The 18,645-nt window shown below is 62.1% G+C and carries 11 protein-coding genes; 10 read left to right on the forward strand and 1 reads right to left on the reverse strand.

What is annotated here, in order from left to right; translation table 11 throughout:
- Nucleotides 1-217: 217 nt before the first annotated feature.
- The 9 genes from dnaE to ACTM82_RS01795 all read left to right on the forward strand — a co-directional run bounded on the left by dnaE (nt 218) and on the right by ACTM82_RS01795 (nt 15,583).
- A complete protein-coding gene (gene dnaE, locus ACTM82_RS01755; protein ID WP_427727452.1) occupies nt 218-4,021 on the forward strand; it encodes a DNA polymerase III subunit alpha in 3,804 nt (1,267 codons plus the stop codon).
- A gap of 162 nt (nt 4,022-4,183) precedes the next feature.
- The gene (locus tag ACTM82_RS01760; RefSeq protein WP_441054799.1) at nt 4,184-7,657 is read left to right on the forward strand and encodes a DEAD/DEAH box helicase; all 3,474 of its coding nucleotides are present in this window, start codon (nt 4,184-4,186) and stop codon (nt 7,655-7,657) included.
- A gap of 165 nt (nt 7,658-7,822) precedes the next feature.
- Nucleotides 7,823-8,185, forward strand: a complete 363-nt coding sequence (locus ACTM82_RS01765; RefSeq protein WP_427747728.1) for a desulfoferrodoxin family protein — start codon at nt 7,823-7,825, stop codon at nt 8,183-8,185.
- Nucleotides 8,186-8,275: 90 nt separating this feature from the next.
- Nucleotides 8,276-10,288, forward strand: coding sequence for a hypothetical protein (locus ACTM82_RS01770; RefSeq protein ID WP_441088503.1), 2,013 nt, complete (start codon nt 8,276-8,278; stop codon nt 10,286-10,288).
- Between the two features lie 137 nt (nt 10,289-10,425).
- A complete protein-coding gene (gene ruvC / locus ACTM82_RS01775; protein ID WP_035137351.1) occupies nt 10,426-10,947 on the forward strand; it encodes a crossover junction endodeoxyribonuclease RuvC in 522 nt (173 codons plus the stop codon).
- On the forward strand, nt 10,947-11,567 hold the full coding sequence (gene ruvA / locus ACTM82_RS01780) for a Holliday junction branch migration protein RuvA (RefSeq protein WP_154515896.1): 621 nt from the start codon (nt 10,947-10,949) through the stop codon (nt 11,565-11,567). The genes ruvC and ruvA overlap by 1 nt, the downstream gene beginning before the upstream one ends.
- Nucleotides 11,567-12,634, forward strand: coding sequence for a Holliday junction branch migration DNA helicase RuvB (gene ruvB, locus ACTM82_RS01785; protein WP_128620210.1), 1,068 nt, complete (start codon nt 11,567-11,569; stop codon nt 12,632-12,634). The genes ruvA and ruvB overlap by 1 nt, the downstream gene beginning before the upstream one ends.
- A gap of 144 nt (nt 12,635-12,778) precedes the next feature.
- Nucleotides 12,779-14,446, forward strand: a complete 1,668-nt coding sequence (locus ACTM82_RS01790) for a formate--tetrahydrofolate ligase (RefSeq protein ID WP_427794639.1) — start codon at nt 12,779-12,781, stop codon at nt 14,444-14,446.
- A 180-nt stretch (nt 14,447-14,626) separates the two neighbouring features.
- Nucleotides 14,627-15,583, forward strand: a complete 957-nt coding sequence (locus ACTM82_RS01795; protein WP_441054795.1) for a hypothetical protein — start codon at nt 14,627-14,629, stop codon at nt 15,581-15,583.
- Nucleotides 15,584-15,693: 110 nt separating this feature from the next.
- Here the strand turns inward: ACTM82_RS01795 and ACTM82_RS01800 are convergent, their stop codons facing one another.
- Nucleotides 15,694-16,875 (reverse strand): cation diffusion facilitator family transporter, encoded by a 1,182-nt coding sequence (locus tag ACTM82_RS01800; protein WP_441054794.1) that lies wholly within the window; start codon nt 16,873-16,875, stop codon nt 15,694-15,696.
- Between the two features lie 218 nt (nt 16,876-17,093).
- Here ACTM82_RS01800 and ACTM82_RS01805 point away from each other — a divergent pair, with 218 nt between their 5' ends.
- Nucleotides 17,094-18,431, forward strand: coding sequence for a hypothetical protein (locus ACTM82_RS01805; protein WP_441054792.1), 1,338 nt, complete (start codon nt 17,094-17,096; stop codon nt 18,429-18,431).
- Nucleotides 18,432-18,645 lie beyond the last annotated feature (214 nt).

Consider the following 18,645-nt stretch of genomic DNA (forward strand, 5'->3'; position numbering starts at 1 on the left):
CAGGGGTAGCTAATTTGGGACGGGGCTCTTTTAGCTACCCCCATACATCGGTTGAGATGTATTCCGACCCCGACTCGTTCGCCGTCAGTCAAAGGGTAGCTAAAAAAGCCCCGTCCCAAATTAGCTACCCGTGTGGGTTTGGCTAGGTTCGGGCGCTGTCCGTGCCGTGGGGTAAAATCGTTCAGTCAGAACACGAACCCGCATCGGAGCTCATCACATGGCATTCGTCCATCTGCACAACCACACTGTTTTCTCCATGCTCGACGGCGCAACCCGTATCCAGGATATGGTCAACCGTGCCGTAGAGCTGGGCATGCCCGCCGTGGCCATTACCGACCACGGCTACATGTATGGCGTGCCCGATCTGGCGCTGGCCTGCGACGCCGTCAACCACAATACGCCCGAGTACAAAACGTGGAGCCACGACAAGGCCTTCTTGGAAAAGGACCGCCGCGACGAGCTGGTGGAGCCCGATCCCGAGGCAAACCCGCGCGAGCATGCCCAGTATGTGAAGGACATGGCCATGTGGGACGAGAAGGGCAATATCGACGAGCTCAAGCCGCCTCTGGTCATCAAGCCCATCTTTGGCTGCGAGGTCTACTTTACGCCGGACGAGACGCTCGCCCGCGACCACAAACCCGAGCTCTACCACATGATCCTTCTGGCCAAGGACCAGGAGGGCTACGTCAACCTGATGCAAACGGTCTCCGAGGCCGCCGTGCAGGGCTTTTACTACAAGCCGCGCGTGACGCTCGACAACCTGCGCCGCCACGCCAAGGGCATGATCTGCACCAGCGCCTGCATCGCGGGCATCATCCCCAAATACATCGACCGCGGTGACATGGAAGGCGCCATCAAGTGGGCCGAGACCTTCCGTGATACCTTCGAGCCTGGTGACTTCTACATCGAGATCCAGGAACACGGCATTACCACCGATAACGGCCTGACCGACGAGCAGATGGACCGCACGCTCATTGATATCGCCAAACAGGTGGGCGTCAAGGTCATCGCCACCAACGACTTCCACTACCTGCGCCGCGAGGACGCGCCCGTGCAGGACGTCATCATGTGCATCGGCATGAACGCCAAGGTCGACGATCCCAACCGCATGCGCATGACCGGCTCGGAGTTTTACATGAAGACCGAGGAGGAGATGCGGGCGATGTTCCCGTATTGCCCCGAGGCCTGCGACAACACGCTCGAGATCGCCGACAAGTGCTACGTTGAGCTGGACTGGGACTCCATCATCCTGCCGCGCTTTCCGCTGCTCGATCCCGGCGAGACGCACGAGAGCCAGTTCCGCCGCGAGTGCGAGAAGGGCCTGCGCCAGCACTACGGTGACGACTGGGCCACGCGCGAGATCGGTGGCGTCAACATCAAAGAGCGCTTTGAGTACGAATACAAGGTCATTTGCGACAAGGGCTTTGCCGCCTACTTTTTGATCGTCGCCGAGTACGTGCAATGGGCCAAGGACAACGGCATCGGCGTCGGCCCCGGCCGTGGCTCGGCCGCCGGCGCTATCGTCGCCTACGCCATGAACATCACCGCGTTCGACCCGCTCGAGAACGGTCTGATGTTCGAGAGGTTCCTGTCCCCGCAGCGTACCGAGATGCCCGATATCGATATGGACTTCGACGATGAGCGGCGTCTCGAGGTCGTGGAGCACGTTCGCCAGCTCTACGGTCCCGAGAAGGTCACCCACGTCATCACCTACTCGACCATTAAGGCCAAGCAGGCCATCAACGACGCCGCGCGCGTCCTGGACTACCCGGTCTACATGGGCCAGCGCCTGTCCAAGATGGTCTCGAGCGACCCCAAGGTCAAGCTCAAGCAGGTGCTCGAAAAACAACCCGGCAAAGAGGATCTGTTTAACCCCGACTTTGCCGAGGCCTATAAAAAGGACGACGACGCCCGCCGCATCATCGACACGGCGCTCTCGATTGAGGGCCTCACTCGTGGCGAGGGCGTGCATGCGTGCGCCGTTCTGATCTGCCGCGACCCCGTCAACGAGCACGTGCCCACCAAGCTCGACACCAAGGGCGGCGTCGAGATTACCCAGTACGAGGGCCATACCGTTGCCGACATGGGCCTGCTCAAGATGGACTTCTTGGGCCTGCGTACGCTGACGGTTATCTCCAAGGCCAAGGCAAACATCAAAAAGAACTTCGGCATCGACATCAAAGAGGAAGAGATTCCCTTTGACGATCCCGAGATCTTTAAGCTCATGGGCTCCGGCCACACCGCCGGCGTCTTCCAGGTCGAGTCCGCCGGCATGACGGCCACGATCAAGAACATGAAGCCCACCGAGTACAAGCACGTCGTGGCATTGATCGCCCTGTACCGCCCGGGCCCGCTGGGCGCCGGCATGGTTTCGTCCTACATCAACCGTATGAACGGCAAGGAGCCGGCCGTCTCCTACGACGACCGTCTGGACGACATCTTGGGCGAAACCTACGGCACCATGGTCTACCAGGAGCAGGTTATGCTCATCTCCGTCGAGATGTGCGGCTTCTCCAAGGGCGAATCGGACTCGCGTATCCGTAAGCCCGTGGCTAAGAAGAAGATCAAGCTGCTCACGTCGACGGTGCTCCACTGGGAGGATGGCTCGGACGAGACCACCTACGACCACTGGATGAACGGCGCCATCAAGAACAACTACACGCGCGAGGTCGCCCAGAAGATTTGGGACGATGTTCTCGAGTTCGCGTCCTACGCCTTCAACAAGTCGCACTCCGCCGGCTACGCCATCTTGGTTATGCAGACGGCGTGGCTCAAGGCGCACTATCCGCACGAGTACATGGCGGCCGTCCTGACGTCCTATACGGGCAAGACCGACAAGATCGTGCACTACGTCTCGGCATGCCGTCACGACGGCATCCCCGTGCTTTCGCCAGATGTCAACGAGTCCGGTACCGAGTTCACGGCTACCAAGGAAGGTGTGCGCTTTGGTCTGGCCGGCATCCGCGGCGTGGGCACCGGCGTGGCGCAGGCGATTATCGCCGAGCGCGAGGCGGGCGGTCCGTTTAAGACGCTGCATGATTTTGTCGAACGCGTGGATTCGAGCCAGGCCAACCGTCGCGTGATCGAATCGCTCATCAAGGCAGGTGCCTTCGACTCCACGGGGTATCCGCGTCGTCAGATGATGCACTTTGTGGACAAGAACAACCCCGAGAACATCATCGATGCCGCGGCAAAGCGCCAGAAGGATCGCGCGAGCGGCCAGACGTCGTTCTTCGACATGTTTGGCGACGTTGAGGGATCGGGCTTTGAGGTGAGCGTACCCGATCCGGATGGCCAGGAATGGGACCGCCACCTTAAGCTGAGCCAGGAGAAGGAGGTTCTGGGCATCTATGTCTCGGACCACCCGCTGCGCCCGTTTGAGTATGCGCTCAGCAAAGCGCGCGACTTCTCGTTCTCGCAGATCGACACCGGCTACGAGGTGCAAAACCCCACGGGCGGCACCATCAACCAGGAAATTCCCGAGGGCAAGGCGCTGTGGTGGGCCGGTATGGTCTCGAGCGTGTCCAAGCGCGTGACCAAAAACGGCGACCCCATGGGCATCGTGCAGCTCGAGGACATGGAAGGCGAGGCCACCGTCGTGGTGTTCCCCAAGACCTTCAAGGAGGCAGAGGGGTATCTGTACGGCGAGGTCGATCCCGAGACCGGCGCGCAGCTGTCCGATGCGTTTGTGCGCATTAAGGGCAAGCTCGAGCGCTCGGACCGCGGCGACCAGATCATCGCGCAGGAGATTGTGCCGCTTGAGCTCAACGAGGAGAACAACAAGCCCAAGGTGTTTGAGGTCATGGTGCCCAACAGCCGCTTTAGCCAGGGCAACATGGCGCGTCTTGCCACGGTGCTCACCGCCAATCCGGGCGGCGACCGCGTAGAGATCTTTATCGAGCAGGCGGACGGGCGCGTGCTGCGTGCCGAGGTACCTGCTAAGGTCAACGCACGCTCGATTCCGCTGTTGGCCGAGGCCAAGGCCATCGTGGGTAACCAAGGCAGAGTGACGGTGATCTAAGGACGCCGTTGGCGGGGTAGCTAATTTGGGACGGGGCTTTTTTAGCTACCCTTTGGCTGACGGCGAATGAGTCGGGGTCGGAACACATCTCAACCGACATATGGGGGTAGCTAAAAAAGCCCCGTCCCAAATTAGCTACCCCGGGTGAGATTGGAGGAAGCGATGGCGCAGGGGACGTTTGTGCAGGCGCTTCGTAAGGAGGCGGCGCTCAGCAGTACCTTTATGAAGGGGCGTTCGCTCATGCTCAACGGCGCCGTGCTGTCGTTTGAGGACTCCGGCTCGCGCTTTTCCAAAAACGTGAATATCGAGGGTACGGTGCGTGGTTCGCGCGGCGACCTGTATAAGACGCACGTGGCGCTCGATATGGACGAGCACGAGGTTGTCGACTACGACTGCGATTGCCCCGCCGCCTTCCGCTATTCTGGCATGTGCAAGCACGCCATCGCCACGGCGTTGGCGTATCTGGATGCCAGCGGCGCCGAGCCCGTCGAGGGTTTGCGCACGCCGGTCCGCACGTTTACGGTGCCGCCCGCACAGTCCAAGCAGCCCACACGCCCCGCGCCCAGCGCATCTGCGGTCAACCCCAACTTTCCCTTCCCGGCGCCCGTGCCCACGAGCCCGAGCCTTGTGGCAGCGCTTTCCGATCTTTCGGACGCGCGCATGGATAAACTCGTGGCCATGCGCCGCAAGCTCGCTGGCACCATTGACCCCGATGCGCCCAAAGCAGTGCTGGAGCCCTCGCTGGTGCCGTACTACAATCCGCTGTTTGCCGATCGCTTTAGCTGGGCGCTTGAGTTTCGCATCCGCTGCGGATCGGTGTCCTACGTGGTTAAGGATATCGACGGCATGGCCGATGCCTATGCGCGCGGCGGTACGTTCTCCTATGGCAAGAAGCTTACGTTTGCCCATGTGCCCGAGGCTTTCGATGACGTGTCGACAAAGCTGCTCGATTTTGTTGCAATGACGGTCGCCTACCTAGGCGATATTACGAGCTCGCGCTCGGCATCGTACGACTTTGCCCGCAGCGGTTTTGTCGTCGAGCGTCAGTTGCCGGTATCCGAGTATTCCATCGTGTCCGTGCTGGACCTGCTGCGTGGCAGGACCATGTCCTTTGAACCTGCTTGGTCGCGGGGGACGACGACGCACCGCGCCTACGAGGTGACGGTCGAGTCGTTGCCGGAAGGGGAGAACGAAGTCCCGGCTAAGCGCCCGCCGCTGATTGCTGCCAAGATTGTGCCGGCAGCCGGGGGTAGCTACGACTTGCGCCTTCCGGCCGATACGTACTGCTTTGCCTCGGGCGACGTTGCCTATCTGGTCGATACGCGCCGCGCGCGCCGTACCGACACGGCGTTTGCCCAACATGCCGCGCCGTTCCTATCGCACTTGTTGCCCTGCCGCACACCGGTCCATATCGCCGCCGACCAGGTGGGTGAGTTTTGCCGCATGGCGCTGCCTATCTTGCGCGACTACACCGACCTTACCGCGCCCGCTGTGCTCGATACCGTGGCGCCCGAGCCAAGCTTTGCCATGGCGATCGGCGTCGACGATGGGCTCGTGACCTGCAAAATTACGGTTACCTACGGCGACTGGTCGGCAGATCTCTTTAGCATGGGCGCTCCGGGCAGCCCCTTCGAAGAGCAGCGCCCGGGCGTGCCGCCGCGCGACGAGGTGGCAGAGTTTCGCGTTATGGATACGGCGGCTCTGTATTTCGACTTTTACGAGGGTGGCCTGGCGTTTGAGGAACGCGATGACGAGAGCCTGTTCCACTTGCTGACTGAGGGCCTGTCTGCCCTGTCCGAGCTGGGCGAGGTCATGCTCAGCGACCGTCTGCGCCAGATCTCGGTCCGCCCTGCGCCCAAGCTTTCGGTGCGCGCGACCGTCAAGAGTAACCTGCTCGACGTCGAACTGGGCGCGAGCGGCCTTTCGGCGGCAGACCTTGCCATCTACCTCGATTCCTACAAGCGTCACCAGACGTTTGCTCGTCTCACGTCGGGCGACATCATTCGCCTGGACGAGGGAGCGCGCGCCGCGTTTGGTCTTGCCGAGGATCTGGGGGTCGATGCTGTCGACCTGCTTGACGGCGTGTCGCTTCCCGCGTCGAGTACCCTGTTCGTCGACAGCATGCTTGCGCGCACGTCCGCGCTCGAAGCCGATCGCGACGCTGCATTCCGTCGCACCGTCGAGCGCCTGGACACGCTCGGCAAGATGGACTTTACGGTGCCGGCCTCGCTCAAGGCCACGCTGCGTGGCTACCAGGTCGATGGCTACCAGTGGCTCGGTTCGCTCGAACACCTGGGCCTTGGCGGCATCTTGGCCGACGACATGGGCCTGGGCAAAACGCTCCAGATGATCGCGCATATCCTGGCGCGCGTGGAGGCGGGGGACGCTAAGCCCACGCTCGTGGTATGCCCCGCGTCGCTTGTGTACAACTGGACCGCCGAGCTGGAGCGCTTTGCCCCCTCGATTGATGTGTGCGCCATTGTGGGTGCTAAGGCCCAGCGTCGCGTGCAGATAGCCGGCGTGGCCGAGCATAACGTGGTCGTGACGTCGTATGACCTCATGCGCCGCGATATCGACGAGTACGTCGAGCAGGACTTTGCCCGCGTGGTGCTGGATGAAGCCCAGTACATTAAAAACCCGCTCACGCAGGTGGCTCGCGCCGCAAAGCGTCTGCCTGCCGGCGTGCGTTTTGCCTTGACGGGCACGCCCATCGAAAACCGCCTGTCCGAGCTCTGGAGCATCTTCGACTTTTTGATGCCGGGCCTGCTCGGCACGCGCGAGTCGTTTGCCAAGCGCTTCGAAAGCCCGGTCGAGCACGCCGAGGGTGACAGCGCCGCTCGCCTGCAGGCGCTCGTGTCGCCGTTTGTGCTGCGCCGCGTCAAGGAAGACGTGGTGGCCGACCTGCCCGAGAAGATCGAGGATACGGTGATGGCGCAGCTCACCGGCGAGCAGCGCAAGCTCTACCTGGCCAACCAGGACCGCATTGCCCAGCAAGTGCAGCACCGCGAGGCCGGGGAGTTCAAAAAAGATAAGCTCAAGGTACTTGCCGAGCTCACCAAGCTGCGCCAGATCTGCTGTGATCCTCATCTGCATTACGCGGACTACAAGGCGGGAAGCGCCAAGCTCGATACGTGTATGGAGCTCGTCCACGGCGCGCTCGACGGCGGTCATCGCATCTTGCTGTTCAGCCAGTTTACGGGCATGCTCGATATCATCGGCAAGCGCCTGGCCAAGGAGGATATCACCTTCCTTAAGCTTACGGGCGCATCGTCTAAAGAGAGCCGCGCCAAGATGGTTGCGCAGTTCCAAGCGGGCGAGGTGCCGGTGTTCTTGATTTCGCTCAAGGCGGGCGGCGTGGGCCTTAATTTGACGGCTGCCGACGTGGTCATCCACTACGACCCGTGGTGGAACGTGGCGGCGCAGGACCAGGCGACCGACCGCGCCCACCGCATTGGCCAGCAGCACACCGTGACCGTGTACAAGCTCATCGCCAAGGACACGATCGAGGAACGCATCATGCAGATGCAGGAGTCCAAGCGCGACCTGGTCAACAGTGTGCTCGGCGGTGACGGCATCTCGTCGGCGCTGTTTACCCGCGAGGACGTTCTGGCGCTGCTCGGTGGCGACGGTCGCTAGCTGCGCGCGGGATGGGGCTGCCGGGCTGGGCCAGGTCGCCGGTTCGTCCTGGCCCGACCGCTTGCCTCACCCGTTATGTGTTCATTTGTAATGCCATGGATGGTTCGGCGCTCTTTGGGCATAAGAACCATTGAGAACACTGGCACATCAGCAAAGGAGAACATCATGGCGAAATTCTTTAAAGACTCCGACGGCAAGCTCGTTGCCGCTCTTGGCGACGACGTTGCGACCCCTGCCGGCTGCACGGAGCTGACGGCAAACACCGAGGATGCGGCGCACGAGAAGCACGTGCCTGTTGTCGAGACCGAGCGCGATGGCCACGTCATTCGTGCGCGCGTGGGCTCGACGGAGCACCCCATGCTGCCCGAGCACTACATCGAGTGGATCGCGCTTGAGGCCGAGGGCCGTCTGGAGGTCCATTACCTTGAGCCCGGCATGAAGCCCGCGACGTTTTTCGCTGGCGGCTCCAAGACCGGTACCGTCTATGCCTACTGCAACCTGCATGGGCTGTGGTCCGCGACGTTCTAGGAGCGCGCCCCCGCTCGGGGTATCATAGCTAGCATATGCACATGCAAGCGCCGGCTGCATTATGCGGCCGGCGCTTTTACTACGGTTTCGATGGTTTACGACGGAAAGGGCTGGGCCATGAAGCTCGCGCTTGCACAGATCGATATGCGCCTGGGTGATATTGAGGGCATTTGCGGTCGCATCGAGGACCAGGCTCGTCTGGCCCACGAGCGCGGGGCGCGCGTGCTGTGCGTCCCGGCTCCGCTCTTTATGGGTGCTCTGCCCGGCGGCCTGATGGGTACTGCCGACTTTGAGCACGACATGCTGACAGGCCTGACCGGTGTTGCCGAGCGTATCCAAGAGCTCGATATGATCTGCATCGTGCCCGCGGCGGTTTCGTTTGAGGGCCAGCCGCTGCTCGACTACATGATGCTCAAGGACGGTCATGTGGTGCCGGCGCGATCGAGCATTGCCCTGCAGCGTGGCGAGAACAACGACACGCGTTGGGCGCCGCCGGTGTTCGACGTGGACGGCGTGCGCATCGCCGTGATTTTTGACTTGGACCGCGAACTCGAGATGTTGCCGACCGGCGTTGACCTTATTGCGTATTTCCAATTCAACGCGTTTGACATGACCGACCGCGAGACTGCCGCCATCGCCGCCGTTCGCAGCGGTGCCTACCGCAAGATCGCATCTAAGCGCAGCGTGTGGTTTGCCTGCATGGCGCCGGTCGGTGCGTACGACGAGTCGGTATATACCGGCGGTTCGTTTGTGCTCGACGACTGCGGTCGCGTGGTGGCCCAGGCGCCGTGTTTTGAGGAGAGCCTGCTGGTTCAGGAGATTCAGCGCGGCGTGATGCTCGATGCCCTGGAAGATCACGAACTGCCCGAGTTTCGTTCCGAGGAGTGGCTGTGGCAGGCGCTGGTGCTCGCCGTGCGCGACAACGCCCGCGCTCGCGGCACGTCGCGTGCTGTGGTGGCACTCGAGGGTGACTTGCCGTCGTCCCTGCTGGCGGCACTTGCCGTTGACGCTCTGGGCCCGCGTAATGTGATTGGCCTTGTGCTGGGGCGCAACCGTATCTTTACGCCGGCTCAGGAAGAGGCCGAGGCTGCCCGCTGTGCCGCCGTCCGCGCGATTGCCGAGCGCCTGCACATTCGCACCGTCGAGCGCGATGCACCGGATGCGGCGCGTGTGCTCGATCGCGACGTGTCGGCGGGCGATGCCGAGCGTCTGCGCTCGCGTGCGCTGGGCCTGATGCTCGAGGATACGGCGCTCGAGCTGGGCGCCATGGCGTTGAGCCCGCTCTCCAAGACCGAGTACGCGCTAGCGGCACCCGCGCTGTCCGGCGGCTACCAGGGCGACTTTGCGCCCTTTGGCGATGTGTACCTGTCGACGCTTGAGTTTGTGGCGCGCGTGCGCAACCGCACGTCTGCCGTGGTGCCCCAAGAGCTCGTGACGCTCAACGCGGTGGAAGATTGTATGGAGCGAGTGCTGGCGAAGGCGCTCTCGACGCTCGCCGGTCCGGTCGATATGCTCGACCGCGCGGCACAGCTGCTCGGCGGGCTTGAGCCGGGTGAGGTCGATGGCGCGCTCGAGGCGCACGTGGACCGCAATCGATCTTTCGACGACATCCCGATGGCCGCTGGCAAGCCTGAGGCCTGCTCGCTGCTGCTGATGCTCGTTCGACAGGGTGAGGCTGCCCGTCGCATGTTGCCGACGGCGCCGATCGTTTCGGCCCGTTCGTTTGCCGAGCGCGCTTGGCCGTACATGCTTGCGTGGTCCGATTTGGGGCTCAACGGCAAGGAGCGCATGACGGTTGATTCACTGGCGCGCGCCGAAGTGCGCCGCTTTGCCGATAGCGATACGGGCGATCGCATGCGCGGTGAGATGATGGGTCTGTTGGGTGAGCTGTTGGGTATTTCGCCCGAGCAGATGGAGGAGCTGCGCTCTGAGGACGGTCAGCGTCGTTTGCACGAGGGAATGAAAAAGTTCGAGGGCGAGGTCCAGGACGCCATCGAAAGGATGATGGGCGGCCAGGGCGGACCGCAGGGCGGGCCCCAGGGTACGCCGATGCCACATCCGCCGGTGGATCCCCGTCAGTTTCCTTTTTTCTCGCAGAACTAAACTGGGGATAGGATTCGCTCCCAACCCCGATGCTTTAACTAAGCATCTTGGCCCTGTTGTGTTATTCTAGAACAGACGTTCGTGAATAGTGCGTGGGGCCTTGCCTTGCGCTGCGCTTGTGACGAGGGGAGGTTGGCTTGGTTATCTTGGGTATCGACCCTGGTTTGGCCCATACGGGGTGGGGGATTATCGAGGAGCGACGTGGCGAGGTTCGCTGTCGTGCCTATGGCTGCATCGAGACCAGTGCTGGAAGTCCGCTCGCGGTGCGCCTGTCGCATATCGCCCGCGACCTCAAGGGCGTTGTCGAACGCTATCGTCCCGATACCGCTGCTATCGAGAGCATCTACTTTGGCGCCAACGTTCGTTCGGCCATCCCCACGGCGCATGCCCGCGGCGCTGCGCTTGTGGCGCTTTCGGAGTGCGCGCTCGAGATTGGCGAATACACGCCCATGCAGATTAAGCAGGCTGTTGTGGGCACCGGCGCCGCAGATAAGCGACAGGTCGCCTACATGGTGCGTACGCTTACGCAGCTCGATCACGACCCGCACCCCGACCATGCCGCCGATGCCCTGGCCTGCGCCATCTGTCACGTTAACCTCAGCCGCACCCGCGCGCTTACCGGCGGCGAGTTCTATCAACAGAGAGGAACCGGATACTGATGATCTCCCAGCTCCACGGAACGCTTGTCGAGGCCACGATGAGTTCTGCTGTCGTCGATGTGTCGGGCGTTGGCTTTGAGCTCGGCATCTCGGGCAGCACTGCGGCCACGTTGCCGACGCCCGGCGGCGAGGTCCGCCTCTACACGCGCATGCAGGTGCGCGAGGACGCCATGACACTTTTCGGATTTTCCTCAAAGGATGAGCGCACGATGTTCGACCGGCTCGTGTCCGTCTCGGGCGTTGGCCCGCGCTTGGCGCTCGCCGTGCTTTCCACCTATACCGTGGGGCAGCTGTATTCGCTGGTGATGGCCGAGGACGACAAGGGCATGGCCAAGGTTCCCGGTGTGGGTAAAAAGACAGCTCAGCGCCTCATTCTGGAGCTCAAGAGTACCTTTGCCAAGGATAAGGGCTTTGTGCCGGTCGACGTGATTCCCGGACAGGTTGCGATGCCCGTGCCCGCTGCCGCTCCCTCGGCCATCGATGATGCCCGCGCGGCACTCCTTTCCATGGGCTTTAGCCCGCAGGAGGCCGATGTCGCTCTGAGCGGGTATGATGGGCAGGATATGCGTGTCGAGGATCTGCTCGGCGCGGCGCTTAAGCGACTCGGAATGGATGCGTGATGTGGGAAGCCGATGACTCTCAGGACCTGTGGGCGACGCCCGGCAGCTCGCCGGCGGCATCCATGGCGCATGGCGAGCGCATGGTGGGCTCGGAGCTGACGCCCGAGGACCTCGATGTCGACCGTACCTTGCGCCCCCAGCGCCTGGACGACTACTGCGGTCAGGAGCATATCAAGCAGAGCCTTCGCGTGCTGATCGAGGCGGCGCAGAGCCGTGGCGAGACGCTCGACCACGTGATCTTCTCGGGCCCTCCGGGTCTGGGCAAGACCACGCTGGCTACCGTTATCGCCAACGAGCTGGGCGCTCAGATTAAGACGACGAGTGGCCCGGCCATCGCGCGCACCGGCGACCTGGCGGCCATCCTTACCAACTTGCAGCCGGGTGACGTGCTGTTTATCGACGAGATCCACCGCCTCAACCGTTCGGTCGAGGAAGTCCTGTATCCCGCGATGGAGGACTTTGCGCTCGATATCGTGATTGGCAAAGGTCCGGCGGCGCGCTCGATTCGCCTGGATATCCCCAAGTTTACGCTGGTGGCGGCAACGACCCGCTCGGGTATGCTGACCGGCCCGCTGCGCGACCGTTTTGGTATTTCGTATCGCCTGGACTACTACACGGTCGAGGAGCTTGCCCAGATTGTGACGCGCTCGGCAACCATTTTGGGCGTGACAATAGACCATCCGAGCGCGCTCGAGATCGGCTCGCGCTCGCGTGGTACGCCGCGTCTTGCCAACCGCTTGCTCAAGCGCGTGCGCGATTACGCCCAGGTGCGCGGCAACGGTCCTATTGAGCTTGATATCTGCCGTCAGGCGCTCGAGTTCTTTGAGATTGATGAGCTTGGTCTGGACTGGATGGACATTCGCATCTTGGAGACGCTCGCCAAGACGTTCTCCGGCCGTGCCGTGGGCCTGACGACCCTTGCCAGCGCGGTGGGCGAGGATCCGGGTACGCTCGAAGATGTCTACGAACCCTACCTGTTGCAGTGCGGCTTGATGATTCGCACGCCGCAGGGCCGTCAGGCAACCCTTCGCACCTTTGAACACCTGGGGATTGAACCTACCGTTTAGGGCGCTTTGTTTTGGCGGGCTGTTAGGTTATCGCTGGGCATTGGATAAACATATCGCCGTTCATCGGTTATGGGCGTTTTACTATTGCGCGCCCGTGCTATGCTGAATTGGTCTTTTTCTCATTCGGTAACGAAAGGACCGCCCATGCCTACTGACATCGAAATCGCACGTTCCGTCACGCCGCTGCCCATTACCGAGGTGGCCAAGAACGCCGGCGTCGACGTAAAGCACCTGATTCCGTACGGCTTCGACAAGGCAAAGGTCGACTATTCCCTGCTCAACGAGCCGACCGATCACCAGGCCAAGCTTGTCCTCGTGACCGCTATCAATCCCACGCCTGCGGGCGAGGGCAAGACCACCACGACCATCGGTCTGGCCGATGGCCTGCGCCGTCGCGGCGTCAAGAGCGCCGTGGCCCTGCGCGAGCCTTCGCTCGGCCCCGTCTTTGGCGTAAAGGGCGGTGCCGCCGGCGGCGGCTGGGCCCAGGTCATCCCCATGGAGGACATCAACCTGCACTTTACCGGAGACTTCCACGCTATCGGTGCTGCCAACAACCTGCTGGCCGCCATGCTCGACAACCATATTCAGCAGGGCAACCAGCTCGGCATCGATGTTAAGCGCATCACCTGGAAGCGCGTCGTCGACATGAACGACCGTCAACTGCGCCATGTTATCGATGGCATTGGCGGCAAGGCCCAGGGCGTGCCGCGCGAGGACGGCTTCGATATCACCGTTGCCTCCGAGGTCATGGCAATCCTGTGCCTGTCCACGAGCATCAACGATCTTAAGGAGCGCTTGGGCGAGATCGTTGTCGGCTACAGCTATGCCGGCGAGCCCGTCCGCGCCCGCGACCTCAAGGCTCAGGGCGCCATGGCTGCTCTGCTTAAGGATGCGCTCAAGCCTAACCTGGTGCAGACGCTCGAGGGCACGCCCGCGTTTGTCCACGGCGGTCCCTTCGCCAATATCGCCCACGGCTGCAACTCCATCATGGCCACCCGCATGGCCATGCGTTTTGGTGACGTCGCGATTACCGAGGCCGGCTTTGGCGCCGACCTTGGTGCCGAGAAGTTCCTGGACATCAAGTGCCGCATGACGGGCGTTCGCCCCAGCGCCGTCGTGGTCGTCGCCACCGCCCGCGCGCTTAAGTACAACGGCGGTGTCGCCAAGGCCGACCTCAACGACGAGAACCTCGAGGCCCTTAAGGCCGGCATGCCCAACCTGCTGCGCCACGTCGACAACATCCAGAACGTCTACGGTCTTCCCTGCGTGGTCGCCATCAACCGCTTCCCGACGGACACCGAGGCCGAACTTGCGCTCATCGAGTCCGAGTGCCAGAAGCTCGGCGTCAACGTTAAGCTGTCCGAGGTTTGGGCCAAGGGCGGCGAGGGCGCGCTCGACCTGGCTGATGAGGTCATGCGCCTGATTGAGCAGCCGAGCGAGCTCAAGTTTGCCTACGAGGACGGTGCCGATGTGGCCGACGCCCTGGAGGCCGTTGCCACCAAGGTCTACCGCGCCGATGGCGTCGACTTTACGCCGGCTGCCAAGCGCCAGCTCGCCGAGCTGCGCGAGAACGGCTTTGGTAACCTGCCGGTGTGCGTCGCCAAGACCCAGTACAGCTTTAGCGATAACGCCAAGGCTCTGGGCGCGCCCGAGGGCTTCCGCATCACCGTGCGCGAGCTCAAGGTTTCCGCCGGTGCCCACTTTGTGGTCGCGCTGACCGGCAGCGTTCTGACCATGCCGGGTCTACCCAAGGTTCCCGCGGCCGAGAACATCGACGTCGACAACGACGGCAACATCACCGGTCTGTTCTAAGCCTGCTGCTCATAGCCGCTAGCCCGCCCCGCCGTGCTCCTAAAGCCCGGCGGGGCTTTTTTGATCCTTAGGCCCGCACACGTCTTGTAGATACCGACGGGCTTAGCCTGTCATAGGCTTGTACGCGGGTAGAATGCATGGATAACTTGATGCTTACAGGCGACGGAAAGGAAACGTTGCATGGACCAGGACAAGACGACCGTAATGGGTGGCTACGGCTCCCCGCGGACGGGCAATGGCGCCGATGAGACCCGCGTCGTGCCGAATCCCGGCTACGCTGCCCCCGATACGACGCAGGTGTCGGCCGGTCCCACGCGCGTAGTGAATTACGGAAACGCGGCGCAGGACCCGCATGGTGTCTCATCGCAGAACCCCTACGGCAACGCGGCGGTAGATCCTTATGATGACCTGCTGCAAAATCCCATTCCACAACCTCAGCAGACGACATATATGCCGCGCACGGCACAGCCGCGCTACGAGTCGCACGACCGATACGCGCGCGAGCCGTATCGTGAGTATCCCAAGTCCATCCCCCAGTATGGCGAGGACGAGGAGAAGAAGCCTTCGCGTTCGTCGAGCGTGATTAAGAAGATCCTCATCGTGCTGGCGATCTTCTTTGCCTTGTCGGTTGTGTTTGCCATCGTGTCGGGCATGCTCAACAAGCGGGGCGCCACGACTGATACCACGGCCGAGCAGACCGAGACTGCCCAGTCCGGCACCGTCGACCTGAGCGATATCCCGGGTCAGTACTGGTCAAACGCCAAAAAGATTCTCAAGTCGCGCGGGGCTGATCTTTCGAATGCCGTGATTCTGACCGACGACGGCTCGACGCCCGTCGTCGATGCCAACTGGGTCGTCACATCTGCCTACTACAACGGTGACGGCAACCTTGAGATTCAGCTCACGCGCAAGGACAGCTCGTCGAGCAACGCGTCCGGCTACCAGGGCACCACGGACAGCTCGAGCTCCAACACGCTGGAGGACCTGAGCAACAAGGCGCAGGAGCTTGGGGATAAGGCCCAAGAGCTGGGCGACACAGCCCAGAACCTCGGTGATACTGCACAGAACCTGGGTGATATGGCAACGAACGCCTGGGATGCCCTGCAAAACGGCATTTCGGGCGCGCAGGGAAACTAGCGGTCGAGCGGCTAGAGCCTTAGCGGTGCAAACAAAAACGGGACGTAGGATCGCGTGACCGGGCGCATGGGCGCGTTGATCGGCGGTCCTGCGTCCCGTTTTGCTGTCGATTACAGCTGCTCGGCCGGACGGTCGGGCGAGCTAAAACCCGAGTCAAACGTGACAACGCATGATGCATCGGGCCTGCGCTCGTGCACGATATGCGTTACGCGCTCCAACAGCTCGTCGTCGGAGATGCGAAAGCCGTCGGGACGCACCAGGTCAAATGACACAAAGCCATCGTGCTCGTGCAGGTCATGGATGGAGAGCGCGGGATCGATCTGCATCACGCCACGCTTGACCCAGCTGCGCAGGTCGTCGCCGGTGGTGGCGATGGGGTCGCAGTGCAGCGTGATGTCGATGCCCATCTGGCGTTTAATATCGTGTTCGATGGTGTCCAGGATCTCGTGGTGCTCAAAGGCATCGCCCTCGCCGGGCATTTCCACGTGTGCGCTGGCAAACTGACGGCCGGGGCCGTAGTCGTGCACCATGAGGTCGTGTGTGCCCAAGACCTGGGGGTACGACATGATCCTGTCGCGGATTTCCTGGACGAGCTTGGGGTCGGGCGCTTGTCCCAACAGCGGGCTGATGGCGTCGCGCACCAGGCCCATGCCGCTGACGCAGATGAAGATGCCCACACCCAGGCCCGCCCAGCCATCGAGGTCAAAGCCGGTCGTCTGCGAAATAAGCGCCGCCGCCAAGACCGAGCCCGAGGCGATGACGTCGTTTTTGGAGTCCTGCGCCGTGGCGATGAGCGTCTCCGAGTCGATGCGGTCGCCCAGCGCGCGGTTGAATGCGGCCATCCATAATTTGACGAGCATGGACAAGACGAGGGCGGCTAGGGAGACCAGCGTGTAGGCGGTGGGGGAGGGCTTGATGATCTTGGTAATGGACTCGAGCACCAGGTTGATGCCGACGGCACAAACGAGGACGGCGACAAACAAGCCGGCGAGATATTCGTAACGGCCGTGGCCATAGGGGTGGCCTTCGTCTGCCGGGCGGCTGGCAAGGCGGAACCCGAGCAAGCTCACAATGTTGCTCGAGGCGTCGGAGAGGTTGTTAAAGGCATCGGCGATGAGCGAGACAGAGCCGGCGAGCAGACCCGCGATGCCCTTGGCCAGGCACAGGGTAATGTTGAGGCCAATGCAGATGAGGCTTGCGGCAAAGCCCGCGTTAGTGCGACATGATGCATCGACCGGCTCGCCCTCGCTGCCAGGAACAAGTGTATGTACCAGCCGATTTACAAATAGCATGGCGTACCTCCTCGCATCCTCGTTTAAGGGGATAGTGTAGCTCGCATAGGCGCGCCGTGCGCCGATGCTCAGAAAATGCAGCAATGGTCTGCTGGAGCTAACGAGCGGGGCTTCTTGTCCGATCGGGTGTTCCATTTTGGGCCACATGGGTATGGGCTTGTGCCTGCCTGCCCGACATACTTAATGTCGACAGCCCCTGCGTAAAGGAGGACGTATCCATGGACGAGATGTTTGCCATCAAATGCCAAAACTGCGGCGGCCCCATGTACTCACACCAGGCTAAACGCAGCTTTGAGTGTGCCTATTGCGGCACGGTCGTTCCGTGGCAGGCCGATGCGGGGGAGCCCAAGAGCGCCCTGGGCATTCGCCATGCGCCGCTGACGGTTGTCGATGGGTTGCTTAAGCTCACCCATGTGTCGCAGCTCGAGCGCCCGGTGGACCCCGACTGGTATTTCTTTCATGCGCACTGGCGCAACCAGTCGGTTCTGGAGCATCTACTGTGGGAGGACCGCGGCACGGCGCAGGAGTTCCAGGAGGCCGCGCATGTGAGCATCCCGTGCCCCTTCTGTGGCGCATCCTTCGAAGGCGAGTCGACCCAGCGCGTATTTGAATGCCCGTCCTGCGGCAATAAGATCGGCGTTGCAGACCTACTCAAGCCCGGTACCTTTAGCAAGCGCCTGACCATGGGCGTTGGTGCGGAGTATGTACCCGAGCAGGGTATTCCCTGCGAAATCTCGCCGCAGCAGGCACGTGCCAACGCGCTGCAGCTGGTGCACCAGTATGCGGAAGCCTTTGCCGGTCACGATGTAGAAGACGCGATCCAAAACGACATGATGCTCTTCTACTTTCCCATGGCGCTCGCGGATTTGCGCATGATGGCGTCCTTCCCGGGCAAGGGGCTGAGCAAGGAGACCTTGGTGTACTACGAGGTGCTCGACTGGGCATATCCGCGGGCAAACTACCTGGACGTTCGTCTTATGGGCATTTTGGAGCCGTGGGACTTTGGCAAGGTGGGGCCGTTCGATCCTGCCATGCAGGAAGGTGACTTTCGCGTTGTTTCCGTCGATGCGTCTACCAAGGACCAGGTGGTCATTGATAAGCTGGCGCTCGACGTTGCCGGCAACGATGCCGAGGCGGTGCTGGGGCTCAATAAAAAGAGTATCCGCACGTGGGCGCGCAAGGCCCGCAAACACAAGGATGGTCTGGTGATGGTGCCGGTCTACTTTGTCGATCGTCCGGCGACGGACAGCCGCGAAGGCGAGCAGGTGCGCATTGCCGTAAACGGCCAGACGGGCCGCGCGGCCGCGGTAGTGTTTAGCGACAAGCGCGAGACACATGTGGTGGCACCGCTCAATCCCAACGTGATGCTGTCGAGCGAAAGCACCGTGCACGCCACGCCCATCGAGGTCAAATACGTTAAATCGCCGTTTCTGTACCAGATCGTGCGCCATGGAGGCGGTGAACAGCCGCGGCAGGTGGCGGCGGTGGCCGAGGGCTCCTACCGAGAGGAGAAGTCCAAACGCCGTGGCCTGCTGGGTGCGCTATTTGGTAAGTAGGGGAGTGGCGCTGGTTAGCCTTATGACGCGATAGCTAGGGGCACGGGGCGGCTCGCAGGGGTGCGGGCCGCCCCGTTTTTGTGCGGCGGCAGGACCCGCAGGCACTCCATTAAACGCTCACGCTCATAGCACGAACGTTGAGCAACATTACGTTTGCCGATAGCTATTAAAAAATGTCCGTTCGCGGTAGTAGCATCAAAAAAGAGGGGTCCCG

The organism is Collinsella sp. HCP3S3_E5, from assembly GCF_052067635.1.
Lineage (GTDB): Bacteria > Actinomycetota > Coriobacteriia > Coriobacteriales > Coriobacteriaceae > Collinsella.

Coding starts and splice junctions, on each gene's coding strand:
- dnaE (WP_427727452.1), top strand. CDS start 218: ATGGCATTCGTCCATCTGCACAACCACACTGTTTTCTCCATGCTCGAC.
- ACTM82_RS01760 (WP_441054799.1), top strand. CDS start 4,184: ATGGCGCAGGGGACGTTTGTGCAGGCGCTTCGTAAGGAGGCGGCGCTC.
- ACTM82_RS01765 (WP_427747728.1), top strand. CDS start 7,823: ATGGCGAAATTCTTTAAAGACTCCGACGGCAAGCTCGTTGCCGCTCTT.
- ACTM82_RS01770 (WP_441088503.1), top strand. CDS start 8,276: ATGGTTTACGACGGAAAGGGCTGGGCCATGAAGCTCGCGCTTGCACAG.
- ruvA (WP_154515896.1), top strand. CDS start 10,947: ATGATCTCCCAGCTCCACGGAACGCTTGTCGAGGCCACGATGAGTTCT.
- ruvB (WP_128620210.1), top strand. CDS start 11,567: ATGTGGGAAGCCGATGACTCTCAGGACCTGTGGGCGACGCCCGGCAGC.
- ACTM82_RS01790 (WP_427794639.1), top strand. CDS start 12,779: ATGCCTACTGACATCGAAATCGCACGTTCCGTCACGCCGCTGCCCATT.
- ACTM82_RS01795 (WP_441054795.1), top strand. CDS start 14,627: ATGGACCAGGACAAGACGACCGTAATGGGTGGCTACGGCTCCCCGCGG.
- ACTM82_RS01800 (WP_441054794.1), bottom strand. CDS start 16,875: ATGCTATTTGTAAATCGGCTGGTACATACACTTGTTCCTGGCAGCGAG.
- ACTM82_RS01805 (WP_441054792.1), top strand. CDS start 17,094: ATGGACGAGATGTTTGCCATCAAATGCCAAAACTGCGGCGGCCCCATG.